The sequence below is a fragment of the Dyella sp. 01N448 genome, assembly GCF_056399225.1.
The window spans coordinates 40,178-53,655 of the sequence record NZ_JBFTQX010000003.1 but is presented as its reverse complement, the minus strand read 5'-3'; the positions used below and the strand labels follow the sequence as shown (position 1 = coordinate 53,655).

The window sequence follows — 13,478 nt, the reverse complement described above, 5'->3', positions numbered from 1 at the left end:
ATGACCCCAGCATTGAAGAACGACCGCTTCCTGCGCGCCCTGCGCCGGGAGGCCACCGACACCACGCCCGTATGGGTCATGCGCCAGGCCGGCCGCTATCTGCCGGAATATCGCGCCACCCGCGCACGCGCCGGCAGCTTCATGGCCCTGGCGCAAAGCCCCGAGCTGGCCTGCGAAGTAACGCTGCAGCCGCTGGAGCGCTTCGAACTGGACGCGGCCATCCTGTTCTCCGACATCCTCACCATTCCCGATGCGATGGGGCTGGGGCTGAGCTTTGCGCAAGGCGAGGGCCCGCAGTTTGCGCATCCCGTGCGCTCGCGCGCCGACATCGAGAAGCTTGGCGTGCCGGATATGGAAACCGAGCTGCGCTACGTGATGGATGCGGTGCGCGTGATCCGCAAGGAACTGGACGGCCGCGTGCCGCTGATCGGTTTTTCCGGCAGCCCGTGGACGCTGGCCTGCTACATGGTGGAAGGCCAGGGCTCGCGCGATTTCGCCCGCCTCAAGGCCATGTGCTGGAGCGAGCCTGCGCTCGCGCACCAGTTGCTCGACACGCTGGCCCAGGCCGTGGCGGCCTATCTGATCGCCCAGGCGGCCGCCGGCGCCCAGGCGCTGATGATCTTCGACACCTGGGGTGGCCTGCTGGGCCCCGCGCCGTTCCGCGAGTTCTCGCTGCGCCATATGACCCAGGTGGTCGAGGCGCTGAAGGCCCACCCCGCCAGCCGCGACCTGCCCGTCACCCTGTTCTCCAAGGGCGCCGGCCAGCACCTGGCCACCATGGCCGACACCGGCTGCACCGCGCTGGGCGTGGACTGGACCATCGACCTGGCCGACGCCCGCCAGGCCGTGAATGGCCGCGTTGCCCTGCAGGGCAACCTGGACCCGGCCATCCTGCAGGCCAGTCCCGAGGTGATCCGCCGCGAGGTGCGCCGGGTGATGGACAGTTACGGCAACCATCCTGGCCACGTGTTCAACCTGGGGCACGGCATCACTCCTGAAGTGAACCCGGAGCATGTGAAAGTGCTGGTGGATGAGGTGCACGCATACGGCAGGCAGCTGCGCGGCTGACGCTTGCTCCCTCTCCCCTGCGGGGAGAGGGCCGGGGTGAGGGGCGGGTGCTCGCGGAAGCCTTACCTACCCCAAGAAAAGCCCCCATATTCCAATCAAGCGTTCGGGCAAGCCCCGACCCCTCATCCCAGCCTTCTCCCCTCCGGGGCGAAGGAGCTAGAAGCGGGCTTTTGGCACCCCAGCCCCCCCGCCCGTACAATCGACCCTTTACCGACTATCCCCACGCGCCAGCCCCGGCGCGCAATCGCGAGCCCCTGATGGACAAGAGTTTCGAGCCCGGCCAGATCGAATCGAAGTGGTATGCCGCCTGGGAAGCCAGCGGCGACTTCAAGCCGTCCGGCCAGGGCGAGCCCTATTGCATCCTGCTGCCGCCGCCGAACGTCACCGGCACGTTGCACATGGGCCATGCCTTCCAGCAGACCGTGATGGACATGCTGATCCGCTACCAGCGCATGCGCGGCATGAACACGCTGTGGCAGGTCGGTACCGATCACGCGGGCATTGCCACGCAGAAGATCGTCGAGAACCAGCTCGCCCTGGACGACAAGACGCGCCATGACCTGGGCCGCGAAGCGTTCGTGGAACGCGTGTGGAAGTGGAAGGAAGAATCCGGCTCCACCATCACCAACCAGATGCGCCGCATCGGCGCCGCCGCCGACTGGTCGCGCGAACGCTTCACCATGGACGAAGGCCTTTCGGAGGCCGTGCGCAAGGTGTTCGTCGAGTGGTTCCGCGCCGGCCTGATTTATCGCGGCAACCGCCTGGTGAACTGGGATCCGCTGCTGGGCACCGCTGTCTCCGATCTCGAAGTGAACAACGTCGAGCGCGACGGCCACATGTGGTCGATCCGCTACCCCACCGCCGACGGCAAGGACAGCGTCGTGGTGGCCACCACGCGTCCGGAAACCATGCTGGGTGACGTCGCTGTTGCCGTGAACCCGGAAGACGAGCGCTACACGCACCTGATCGGCAAGACGCTGCGCCTGCCGCTGAGCGGCCGCGAGATTCCGGTGATCGCCGACGATTACGTCGATCGCGAGTTCGGCACTGGCTTCGTCAAGATCACGCCAGCGCACGACTTCAACGACTACGCCATCGGCCAGCGTCATCAACTGGCACCGATCAACATCTTCACGCTGGACGCGAAGGTCAACGAAAACGCGCCCGAAAAATATCGCGGCATGGACCGCTATGAAGCACGCAAGGCCGTGCTCGCGGATCTGGAAGCCGAAGGCCTGCTCGTCGAAACCAAGCCGCACAAACTGCAGGTGCCGGTGAGCCAGCGTTCGGATGCGGTGATCGAGCCGATGCTCACCGACCAGTGGTTCCTCGATCTGACCAGCGAGAAAGGCCGCAAGGAAATCACCGAGCCGGCGCTCGAAGCCGTGCGCGGCGGCGAGATCAAGTTCGTGCCGGAAAACTGGAGCACCACTTACACGCAGTGGCTGGAAAACATCCAGGACTGGTGCATCAGCCGGCAGCTGTGGTGGGGCCATCGCATCCCGGCGTGGTACGACGAAGCCGGCAATATTTTCGTGGGCGAAGACGAAGCCGATGCACGCGCCCATGCCAGCACGACGCCCGTGGGCGCGCTGCGCCAGGACGACGACGTGCTCGACACCTGGTTCAGCTCCGCGCTGTGGCCGTTCTCCACGCTCGGCTGGCCGATGGACGGCCCGGTGAAGGACGAACACGGCAACGTCGTGGCCGACTGGTCCAACGACAACGTGTTCCTGCCCAGCGCCGTGCTGGTCACCGGCTTCGACATCATCTTCTTCTGGGTCGCGCGCATGGTGATGGCGACCAAATACTTCACCGGTCGCGTGCCCTTCCGCCATGTCTACATCAACGCGATCGTGCGTGATGCGGAAGGCCAGAAGATGTCCAAATCCAAGGGCAATACGCTCGATCCGCTGGATTTGATCGACGGCATCGAGCTGGAGCCGCTGGTGGCCAAGTCCACCAAGTCGCTGCTGATCCCGCAGGTGCGCGACAAGGTGGAAAAGCGCATCCGCAAGGATTACCCGACGGGCATTCCCGCCATCGGCACCGACGCACTGCGCTTCACTTTCGCGGCGCTCGCCAGCTATAGCCGCACCATCAACTTCGATATCAAGCGCGCCGAAGGCTACAAGGCGTTCTGCAACAAGCTGTGGAATGCTGCGCGCTTCGTGCTGATGAACCTGCCCGAAGGCCAGCTGCCCGCACCGGGCGGCGCGCCGGTTACCGAAGCGGAGCGCTGGATCCTCACGCGCCTCAAGCAGACGCTGACCGACGTCGAACAACACTTCGCCAGCTATCGCTTCGACCTGCTCGCGCAAGAGTTGTACGAGTTCACCTGGAACGAGTTCTGCGACTGGTTCCTGGAACTGTCCAAGCCCGCATTGAATGGCGACGATGCTGCCGCTGCAGCGTCCACGCGCCACACGCTGGTGGTGGTGTTGGAAACCATCCTGCGCGCGCTGCATCCTATCGTGCCCTTCATCAGCGAAGAGATCTGGCATTCGGTGGCGCCCAAGCTCGGCCTCGATGCCAAGTTCCTGCTGGAACGCCCGTGGCCGAAGGCCGAGGAGATCGTGGCGGACGACGCGGCCACGGCCGAAATCGAATGGTTCAAGAACGTGCTGAGCGGCATCCGCCGCATCCGCGCGGAAATGAACATCGCCCCTGGCAAAACCATCCCGCTCTTGCTCGCCGACGGCGACGCGAGCGATCGCGCACGCGCCGCCAAATTCGCCGCACAGATCAGCTTCCTCGCTCGCGTGGACGCGCCGCAGTGGATTGAATCGGGCGCCGACGAACCAGCCGCCGCAGCCGCCGTGGTGGGTTCGATGCGCGTGCTGATCCCGCTTGCGGGCCTGATCGATCTTGGCGCGGAGAAGACTCGCCTCGCCAAGGAAATCGGGCGCATCGAAGTCGAGATCAAGAAGTGCGAAGGCAAGCTGGGCAACGCGAATTTTGTGGCCAATGCACCAGCGGAAGTGGTGGCGCAGGAACGCCAGCGCATCGCCGATTGGGGCGTGCAGCTGACTGCGTTGCGCGAGCAGGCGCAGAAGCTGGGCTGAGGCGATTCAAGCGCCTCCTCTCCCCGCTACGCCGCAACGCGCCGTAGCGGGGAGACCTAAAGCGGAGTCTCGCTCCGCATCTGCATGAGCCCTTCAACCATTGGCCTGCCCGCTTGTCTGTGGGAGCGCACCCTGTGCGCGACAGCCACGCCTGGGCGTTCCGCTTCGTAGGTTTGTCGCGCACAGGGTGCGCTCCCACAAAAAGCCGACCGGCCATTTGGCCCGCTACAGAACTGCGTCTCCCTTGTAGGAGCGCACTTGTGCGCGACCGCAGCGCGTCGGCGTACGGCTCCGTCGGCTGGTCGCGCACAAGTGCGCTCCTACAAAAAGCTGCCGGCTCGGCAACGCAGAGCACTTATCGGCTCTTGATGTGGCTCTCCCCCGGGGTCCCCGTATGACGCGGCGGGCGGGGGGCCCTTCTCCGTTGGTTACTTTCTCTTGGGCAAGCAAGAGAAAGTGACCCGGCCTTCCCAAAAAGGGGACTAGCTTTGCGTCGCCGGCAGGAGGACGGAAGCCCGCGGCAGGCGAGCCAGGTCGCCGTATCGCGACAACTAAGCACCGAGGCTTTGAATGACCAGCCTTCGACTGTTGAAAAGCGCTTCCGACCTGCGCCGGGATGACGAGCTGGAGTACGGCACATGCGGAGCGATCAACCCGCAACCAGCAACCCCTACCCCGCCACTAAATCCAACGCCATCACAATCGCATCCTCCCGCCCATCCTTGGCCGGGTAATACTTCGGCCGCCGCCCAATCTCCTCAAACCCCAGCGACCGATAAAGATTCTGCGCCGAAGGATTGGACGGCCGCACCTCAAGAAAGACCCGCCCCGCCCCATTCCACCGCGCAATATCGAGCAGACGCCGAAACAGGAAGCGCCCCAGGCCCAGTCCACGGTGATCCGGCCCAACACACACATTGAGCACATGCGCCTCGCCCGCGGCCACCGACAACACGCCATAGCCAGCGATCACCCCGTCCACCCACATCACCCAGCAGGGATGCCCCGCCTTGAGGCAATCGCTGAAGATGCCCGCGGTCCAGGGGAAGTCGTAAGACGCGGCTTCCAGCGCAGCCACCATGGGCACGTCGTCGCGGCGCATGGCGCGGATTTCGGCGTGAGGGCGGGCCACGGCGACCATGCAGGGACTACTCCGCAGCAGCGACCAGCGCGCGGCGCAAACTGCGCAGCGCATTCCACAGGCGACGCTTGCCTGCACCCGAGGCGAGCACGCTCGCCGGTTCGTCGGCCAGCACGATATGGGCGCGACTCAGCGCCGCCGCCGGCAGTTCGCGCCCCAGCGCATGCGCTTGCGCCTCGCCGAAGACCAGATAGGCGCGGGCTTCCGGCGCGGCAGGCAATCGGCCATCGCTCACTTCAATACGCGGCGCGCGCGCGACGGCGGCACCGCAGGCCATCAGGGCGCGGCCCACCAGGTCGAGCTCACGCGGCGAGCAGCCCGCGGGCAGCACAACGATGCAGTCGCCAGACACGACCTCGGCCATGGCATCGACCACCGGCAATTCGCTCGCGACAGGCTCAGCCACCGCAGTGCGCCGCACCCATGGCGTGACACCCAGCGCGCGGAGCACGCGCTCACGATGCGACACGGCGTGCGCGAGCCCGGCCATCAGGCCACTCCCCGACGACGGCGACGCGTGGCGCGTCCCCACAGGGTCATCACCGGACCGGAAAGCAAGTAAAGGGTGAACACCACGAACAGCACACGCGGCGGATCGATGAAAAATGGCACCAGCACGAGTACGCCGATCAATACCCACAGGAACGGCACGCGGTCGCCCATCGGCAGCGATTTGAAGCTGTAGTAGCGAAAATTGCTCACCATCAGCAAACCCACCAGCACCGCCATCACCAGCGTGAGGAAAGGAACTTCGGCACCGAGGATGCCGAACTTGTCCATGGTCCAGACGAACGACATGCATACCGCTGCCGCCGCCGGACTGGCCAAGCCCTGGAAATAGCGCTTGTCGACCACGCCCACCTGGGTATTGAAGCGCGCGAGGCGCAGCGCCGCACAGGCGGCATAGATGAAGGCGCCGGCCCAGCCGATCTTGCCCCAGGTCGGGCCATAGTCCTTCAAGCTCGATAGCGACCAGGTGTACATCACCAGCGCCGGCGCCAGGCCAAAGCTGACCAGGTCCGACAGCGAGTCGTACTGCACGCCGAACTCGGTCTGGGTGTTGGTAAGACGTGCCACCCGACCATCCATGCCGTCCAGCAGTGCCGCCACGAATACGGCAATGGCGGCCGCACTGAAATCGCCGGCGATGCTCGTCACGATCGCGTAGAAGCCCGCAAACATCGCGCCGGTGGTAAACAGGTTCGGCAGCAGATAAATGCCCCGGTGGCGCGGGGGGCGGACGGGCGTACTGTCGCTCATGAATCAATCCGTGACGGAATGCGCGCAGTGTAAACCATCCCCCGCTTGAGTCCGGCTGGACGGGGTGCAAGGATGCTACGGCGTCGCAGGGGGACGCGGCCGGCGTCGCCGGCGCACCGGGTCAAGCCCGGCAAGTCCGCCCGGAACGACGACCCTTTCCTTAACAAACCCGCACACCGCCCAACGTCCCGGAGCCCACCATGCGTCGACTGTTGATCGCCACCGCGCTGCTGCTCGTCGCGCCCCTGGCCGCCGCCCAGGCCTACAAGTGGACCGATGCCGGCGGCACCGTGCACTACTCCGACGCGCCGCCGCCGCAGGGCACCAAGTACAACAAGGTCACCACCTCGGGCTCGGTCGAGCCTCTGGCCGCCCCCGAACCTTCCAATAGCAACAATAGCGAGCCCAAGAGCGACAGCCAGCCGCAGGCCAAGCCACAGCCGATGGCCGATACGCCCGAAAACCGCACCAAGCTCTGCGCCAATCTCAAGAACAATATGGAGACGCTCAAGAGCAGCGGGCCGGTGGTGATGCAGGACGGCGATCAGCAGAAGGTCATGAACACCGACCAGCGCAAGCAGCAACAGGCCGCCGCCGAAGCGCAATACCAGCAGTATTGCTCGGGCAACTGAGCCTGCTTCAGCGCGAAGAAGCTGCCGCGACCCGCGAGTTTGAGCATCGCGGGCCGCTATAATCGGCCTCTTTCTCCGCCGGATCCGCTCGCATGCGCCTCAGCCAATTCCACCTGGCCACCGTCAAGGAAGTCCCTGCCGACGCCGAAATCGCCAGCCATCGCCTGATGCTGCGCGCCGGCATGATCCGCAAGCTGGCTGCCGGCCTGTACACCTGGTCGCCGCTGGGCCTGCGCGTGCTGCGCAAGGTGGAGGCCGTGGTGCGCGAGGAAATGGATCGCGCCGGCGCCGTCGAGCTGCTGATGCCGACCATCCAGCCCAAGGAGCTGTGGGAGGAAAGCGGCCGCTGGTCCAAGTTCGGTCCGCAGCTGCTGAAGGTCAAGGATCGCAAAGAGCAGGAGTTCTGCTATGCGCCGACCGCCGAGGAAGTGATCACCGATTACGCTCGCAACGAGCTCAAGAGCTACAAGCAGCTGCCGGTCAACTTCTATCAGATCCAGACCAAGTTCCGCGACGAGATCCGCCCGCGCTTCGGCGTGATGCGCGCGCGCGAGTTCCTGATGAAGGATTCCTATTCCTTCCATCTCACGCAGGAATCGCTGCAGCAGACCTATGACGCGATGTACCAGGCGTACGCGCGCATCTTCACGCGCCTGGGCCTGAAATTCCGCGCCGTGCAGGCCGACACCGGCGCCATCGGCGGCAACGCCAGCCACGAGTTCCAGGTGCTGGCCGATTCGGGCGAAGACGCGATCGCGTTCTCCGATGCCTCCGATTACGCAGCCAACATCGAGAAGGCCGAGGCACTCGCACCCACCACGGCGCGCCCTGCCCCGGCCGCCGAGCTCACGCGGGTGGATACGCCCACGCAGAAGACCATCGAGGACGTCGCCAGCTTCCTCAAGGTCTCGCCGCAGCAATGCGTGAAGACCATCCTGGTGCGCGGCACCGATGGTCTGGTCGCGCTGTGCGTGCGCGGCGATCACGAAGTCAATGAAGTGAAGGCCGGCAAGCTGGCCGAGATGCCGGGCGAATCCGTGCTGGCCACGGAAGAGGAAATCCTCGCTCTCACCGGCACCCGCCCGGGCTTTATCGGCCCGGTGAAGCTGCCCGCGGAAATCCCGGTCATCGTCGACCGCGACGCCGCCGTGCTCGCTGATTTCGTCTGTGGCGGCAATCAGGACGGCACCCACTACACCGGCGCCAACTGGGATCGCGACGCGCGCGTGACCCGGGTGGAGGACATCCGCAAGGTCGTGGCGGGCGACGCCTCGCCCGATGGCAAGGGCACGCTGCACATGGCCCGCGGCATCGAAGTGGGCCATGTGTTCCAGCTCGGCACCAAGTACGCCGAGGCGCTCAAGGCCACGGTGCTGGACGAGAACGGCAAGGCCCAGGTGATGATGATGGGCTGCTACGGCATCGGCGTCAGCCGCATTGTGGCGGCCGCCATCGAGCAGCGCCACGACGACGCCGGCGCCATCTGGCCCGAGCCCATGGCGCCCTGGCGCGTGGCCGTGTGCGTGATCAATCCCAAGAACGCTCCGGAGATCGCACAGGCGGCCGACGCGCTCTACCAGGCCCTGCAGGGACGTGGCATCGACGTGGTGCTGGACGATCGCGGCCTGCGTCCGGGCGCCATGTTTGCGGATATGGAACTCATCGGCATCCCGCATCGCGTGGTGGTCAGCGAACGCGGCCTGGCCGCCGGCACGCTGGAATACCGGGCGCGCCACGAAGCCGAGGCCCGCGCCATCAGCCAGGACGAGCTGTTTGCACTCCTGGGCTGATCGCCACTGAAAGCCCCAGAAAGCGGCCGCCTAGCGGCCGCTTTTTTTATGTGAATCCGCGCAATAACCCGGGTCGCTGGTGGGCGACGCGGGCGCTGCCGGAGTGCGGGAGGCCAGCCTCCGATGTCGCTCTGCCCCCCTCAGGCTCGATACGGGCTTTGGTCCCTATTGGCATTAATGTCCTGGCGGATCGCTAAGAATTTTTCCCAATCAGTACTATTTGCTTTGCAACAGTTCAGTTAATCGGTAAAAATCAATAATCCAAAAGAGGTACTGCTTAAGTCGCAGTACCCAAGTCAGGCAGTCACACTCACCCCGGGAGTCACGCATGGCAGTTGATCTCAAGAGTCTCAACCATAACCAGCTCAATGACCTGATCAATAAAGCGCAGGTTCGCCAGCAGGAGTTGCGCAAGGAAAAAGTCGGCAAGCTGCGCGAGAAAATCCACGCACTGATCAAGGCCGAGGGTTATTCCTTCGAAGACATCTTCGGCAATGCACGTGGCGCCAAGACGCGCCGCAGCGGCGGCACGGTGGCACCGAAGTATCGCAATCCCGCCGACCCCGAACAGGTATGGTCCGGCCGCGGCAAGCGTCCGCGCTGGTTCAACGATGCGCTGAAGGCCGGTAAAAAAGAAAAGGATCTGGCGATCTGATCGCTAATCAGCGCCATAGAAAGAGCCGGCCATTGGCCGGCTTTTTTTTATCCGTGCACGTTGATTTTCAGAGCGCCTAGAACTGAAAGCGCACGCCTACCATCGGATCAATCGTCGACCTGTGCAGGTAACCTGCGGCGAGTCCGTCCGAAACACTCGAGAACATCGCACCTGTATAAGCGTCGAAACGCTTGGCGAAGTTGTGCCAGACCAGACGCACCGAATAGGCATCGAGCTGGCCGCTGCAATTGGCCGCGCTGCGTTCATGACAAATCGTTTTGCCGTAGGCGTTCTGGTTGTAGTGATAGTAGGCGCCGGTAAGGTCGAAATCCTTGTTGATGGCGTATTTCACGCCAAGCCACGATACGTCGAGGTGCTTGGCATGTGGAAATGCCTCGTTGTTGACCACGCTGAAGGTATAACCCCCGAGGCCGGTGAAGCCCGGCCGGAGCGGGCGCGAAGGATTTTCGAATTCGATGCGCTCGAAGCCACCATATAGCTTGAAAGCGCCGAGTGTGTAGCTTCCGTCGATCGTCCACGCAGTGTTGTCCGAAACAACGGCGGCGAGCGAACCGCGCGGCATGATCCTGGCTTGCGCGGCATTGAGCGAGGCGGCGGACACGCCATCCTTTTTGCTCGCGTAGACCGCATCCACCGAGAAGTTCTGCCCATCGAAGCCGGCATTGAGTTGCCAGCCCGTGCCCTGGCCGCCATGTCCACTGTCGACCTGGTACAACGCGGCCAGACGCACGCCGCCCCACTTCCCGTTGTACTTGAGCGAGTTGTCGGCCCGCGCATCCTGCGTATAACCACCACCTGAGGTGGCGCCCTGCAGGCCGATCACCGAGAACGCATATGAACTGTTCATCGGATCGTAGCGACCGATATTGTCGAGCAACACCGTATTGTTGCGTCCGGCCGTCAGCGTTCCCAGCTCCTTCGAACTCAAACCAACGAATGCCGGGCCGTTGAACAGCTGGCCTGCTCGCGACGCATCGCCTGCCGACCTCTGCTGGTCCAGCGCGCGACCGTTGTTGTAGGCAAGCGAAGCCAGACCATCGGAAAGTCGAGCCGACTGCGGATTGAAGCCGACTTCGAGATTGAAGACGAAGGCGACGCCGCCGCCCAGATCCTGCTTGCCCTTCAGGCCGATGCGCGATTGCGAAAGCCCATTCGGCGCGATCGTCGTCTGCGGCTTGTCGCTGTTCTTTGCAATCAGATACGCCGTGCCAACGCCCCAGTCCTTGCTCACTGGCGCACCATGGGTCTGGTGCACAAGGCCGATGTCGTACGTGCCATACAGCGTGAGGCCATGCCAGGTCAGTTCATCGGCGGCCTGCGCCGTGGTCGTAAAACCGGCCGCGCTGAGCAACGCGGCCAACGATAAGGCATTGCGCATTCTGTTCTTCATCAACCGGCTCCTCGACTGTTCGCGGGAAAAAGGGCCGCACTTCCCCACGGCCCGCTTGCGCGGACCGGGAGATGCGGAGGGAAAAGCTGCTGCTTAGTCCTCGATCAACGAGGTCTTCTTGGTATCGGGGAGGAAGAGGTAAACCAGCAACGAGCAGCCGATGCACGCCGTGACGTACCAATAGAACCCGCTCTCATGGCCGCTCTGCTTGAACCACAGCGCGACCGTCTCTGCGCTGCCGCCGAAGATCGCGACCGCCAGGGCATACGGAAGACCCACGCCGAGGGCGCGTATCTCGACAGGAAACAGCTCTGCCTTCACGACCGCGTTGATCGACGTGTAACCCGACACGACCACCAGCATCAGCATGATCAGTGCAAAGGCCTCGTAAGGACTCGTGACGCCACGCAGCGTGCTGAGCACCGGCACCGTCAACAGCACGCCGAGTACGCCGAATGCGATGAGGATCGGACGCCTGCCGATATGGTCGGAGAGACCGCCCACCAGCGGGTGCAGCAACATATAGACCAACAAGGTGGCGGCGTTTATCAGGGTCGCCGTCTCCTTGCTCAGGCCGACGCTGAGCACCAGGAACTTCGACATGTAGGTCGTATAGGTATAGAAGGCCAGCGTGCCGCCCATGGTCAAACCGACCACGATCAGCGCCGGACGCCAGTGCTTGATCAACAAGCCCAGCGAACTCGCCCGCTGAACGGTCGCCGCCTTGGCCTGACTGCTCACGAACGCAGCGGTTTCGGCCATGTTCCGACGCAGGAACAGTGCGACGAGGGCCACGACGGCACCAATCGCGAAGGGAATACGCCAGCCCCAGGCCTTGAGCTGTCCCTCGGTGAAAAACCACTGCTGCATGACGATCAGCACGGCCAGCGCCAGCAATTGGCCCGCGATCAGGGTGACGTAGAGAAAGCTCGACCAGAAGCCCCGCCGCTTGCCGGTAGCCATTTCGGACAGATACGTCGCCGAACTGCCGTACTCGCCGCCCAGGCTCAAGCCTTGCATCAAGCGTGCAAAGACCAGCAATACAGGCGCGGCGACACCAATCGTGTCGTAGGTCGGGCACAGCGCGATCAGCAGCGAACCCGCGCACATCAGTACGATCGAGCGCATGAGCGACGCGCGCCGCCCATGGCGGTCGGCGTAACGGCCGAAGTACCAGCCGCCGATGGGCCGCATGAGAAAGCCGACCGCGAAGATGGCCGCGGCGTTGAGCGCCTGCGATACGGCATCACCTTGTGGAAAGAACGCCTTGGCAAAGTACAGCGAGAACGACGTGTAGACGTACCAGTCGTAGTATTCGACCAAGTTGCCGATCGAGCCGCCCACGATCGACTTCAGTCGTTGCAGGGACGACAGCGACGGCGCCGCGTCGACGCCTTGGAATTCCTCAACCTTTGCTCTCATCGTCTCCCCCGTGTTTGATCACGCATGGCGCGCGACGCGACTTGCCCGTGGCAACCGCGTGGTGTTCATTCATCCTAGGGAAGCGACGCTGCAGCGACCTATAGCTAATTGGTACTAACGCACTGCAACATCAATCAAGCTCGCGCGATCTCACGCACGTACGCGCATTAGATTTGGACGTCCAAAGAACGATCGAAGCCAATCATTTCAAGCACGACCATTTGCCCTATTTGAAGCCTATGCGGGCGCCCCTACTGATTTCTTTTGTGATCATGGGCGTACATCGAGGCCCCTCCCGCCCATGATCCATCTGCCCGATCAAGGCCGCGCCATAGCGATGCGTTGTCAGCTGACGCCTTCACCGCGAATCTGCAAAGACGCGACCGGCGAGTCCAGCATAAGGCTGCGTATCAGCACCGCCGCCTGTGTGCGCGTAGTGCATTGGAGTTTCTTGAGGATCGCGTTGACATGGACTTTGACGGTGTTTTCAGACAAATGCAGTTCGTCGGCGATCTGCTTGTTGAGCAGACACTCGCCAACGCACAGCAACACTCGAAGTTGTTGTGTTGTCAGGGAGGTGAGGCGTCGCCGGGTGCGGGCGTTGGCGCTGCCATCATCGATCTTATCGGCCGGGAACCAAGTGCCGCCGGCGAGCACGATCTCGATCGCATGCCAGATGTCCCTCGCCGTGGCGGATTTCGGCACGAAAGCGGCAGCACCGAACTGCCGTGCCCGGCCCACGGTGTAGGGGTCCTCGTAGGAGGAAATCACGATCACCGGCATATCCGGGCGCTCGCAGCGCAGATGCACCAACGAGGAGAAACCGTTGGCGCCGGGCATGGCCAGATCGAGCAGGACGAGATCGAACTCGTCCGCCGTGATGGCCGTCTCCAGTGCTGCGTGGCTCGCCGCCTCGACAATGTTCACATGCGCATGGCGCGTAGTCAGCGCATAACGCAAGGCCAGCCGGAACATCGGATGGTCATCGACGATCAGAACGCTGCGCAGCTGCCCCTCCGCCATCGCATCCGGCT

The 13,478-nt window shown here is 63.7% G+C and carries 11 protein-coding genes; 5 read left to right on the top strand and 6 right to left on the bottom strand.

Features of this window, described 5'->3' with window-relative positions; genetic code table 11:
- A complete protein-coding gene (hemE, locus tag AC1DKY_RS04315; RefSeq protein ID WP_441602493.1) occupies positions 1–1,068 on the top strand; it encodes a uroporphyrinogen decarboxylase in 1,068 nt (355 codons plus the stop codon).
- A gap of 257 nt (positions 1,069–1,325) precedes the next feature.
- Entirely contained in the window at positions 1,326–4,133 is a 2,808-nt protein-coding gene (locus tag AC1DKY_RS04310) for a valine--tRNA ligase (protein WP_441602492.1), read from the top strand.
- Between the two features lie 670 nt (positions 4,134–4,803).
- On the opposite strand, the gene rimI is transcribed toward AC1DKY_RS04310, so the two are convergent.
- The 3 genes from rimI to pssA are packed head-to-tail and all read right to left on the bottom strand — an operon-like array spanning position 4,804 to position 6,534.
- Complete coding sequence (gene rimI / locus AC1DKY_RS04305; RefSeq protein WP_441602491.1) at positions 4,804–5,274, bottom strand: ribosomal protein S18-alanine N-acetyltransferase; 471 nt, start codon at positions 5,272–5,274, stop codon at positions 4,804–4,806.
- Between the two features lie 7 nt (positions 5,275–5,281).
- The gene (locus AC1DKY_RS04300; RefSeq protein WP_441602490.1) at positions 5,282–5,764 is read right to left on the bottom strand and encodes a hypothetical protein; all 483 of its coding nucleotides are present in this window, start codon (positions 5,762–5,764) and stop codon (positions 5,282–5,284) included.
- On the bottom strand, positions 5,764–6,534 hold the full coding sequence (pssA, locus tag AC1DKY_RS04295; RefSeq protein WP_441602489.1) for a CDP-diacylglycerol--serine O-phosphatidyltransferase: 771 nt from the start codon (positions 6,532–6,534) through the stop codon (positions 5,764–5,766). The genes AC1DKY_RS04300 and pssA overlap by 1 nt, the downstream gene beginning before the upstream one ends.
- A 200-nt stretch (positions 6,535–6,734) precedes the next feature.
- On the opposite strand from pssA, the gene AC1DKY_RS04290 reads away from it, so the two are divergent.
- The 3 genes from AC1DKY_RS04290 (at position 6,735) to AC1DKY_RS04280 (ending at position 9,611) form a co-directional block, all read left to right on the top strand.
- Positions 6,735–7,166, top strand: a complete 432-nt coding sequence (locus AC1DKY_RS04290) for a DUF4124 domain-containing protein (protein ID WP_441602488.1) — start codon at positions 6,735–6,737, stop codon at positions 7,164–7,166.
- 92 nt (positions 7,167–7,258) lie between these two features.
- A complete protein-coding gene (locus AC1DKY_RS04285) occupies positions 7,259–8,956 on the top strand; it encodes a proline--tRNA ligase (RefSeq protein ID WP_441602487.1) in 1,698 nt (565 codons plus the stop codon).
- Between the two features lie 328 nt (positions 8,957–9,284).
- The gene (locus AC1DKY_RS04280) at positions 9,285–9,611 is read left to right on the top strand and encodes an H-NS histone family protein (RefSeq protein WP_441602486.1); all 327 of its coding nucleotides are present in this window, start codon (positions 9,285–9,287) and stop codon (positions 9,609–9,611) included.
- 76 nt (positions 9,612–9,687) lie between these two features.
- Here the strand turns inward: AC1DKY_RS04280 and AC1DKY_RS04275 are convergent, their stop codons facing one another.
- From AC1DKY_RS04275 to AC1DKY_RS04265, 3 genes are all read right to left on the bottom strand, one after another.
- Positions 9,688–11,022, bottom strand: a complete 1,335-nt coding sequence (locus tag AC1DKY_RS04275; RefSeq protein WP_441602485.1) for a porin — start codon at positions 11,020–11,022, stop codon at positions 9,688–9,690.
- Positions 11,023–11,115: 93 nt separating this feature from the next.
- Positions 11,116–12,444 carry an MFS transporter gene (locus tag AC1DKY_RS04270; protein ID WP_441602484.1) on the bottom strand — a complete coding sequence of 443 codons (1,329 nt, stop codon included), beginning with the start codon at positions 12,442–12,444 and terminating at the stop codon, positions 11,116–11,118.
- Between the two features lie 345 nt (positions 12,445–12,789).
- A complete protein-coding gene (locus AC1DKY_RS04265; protein ID WP_441602693.1) occupies positions 12,790–13,467 on the bottom strand; it encodes a response regulator transcription factor in 678 nt (225 codons plus the stop codon).
- Between the last annotated feature and the right edge of the window lie 11 nt (positions 13,468–13,478).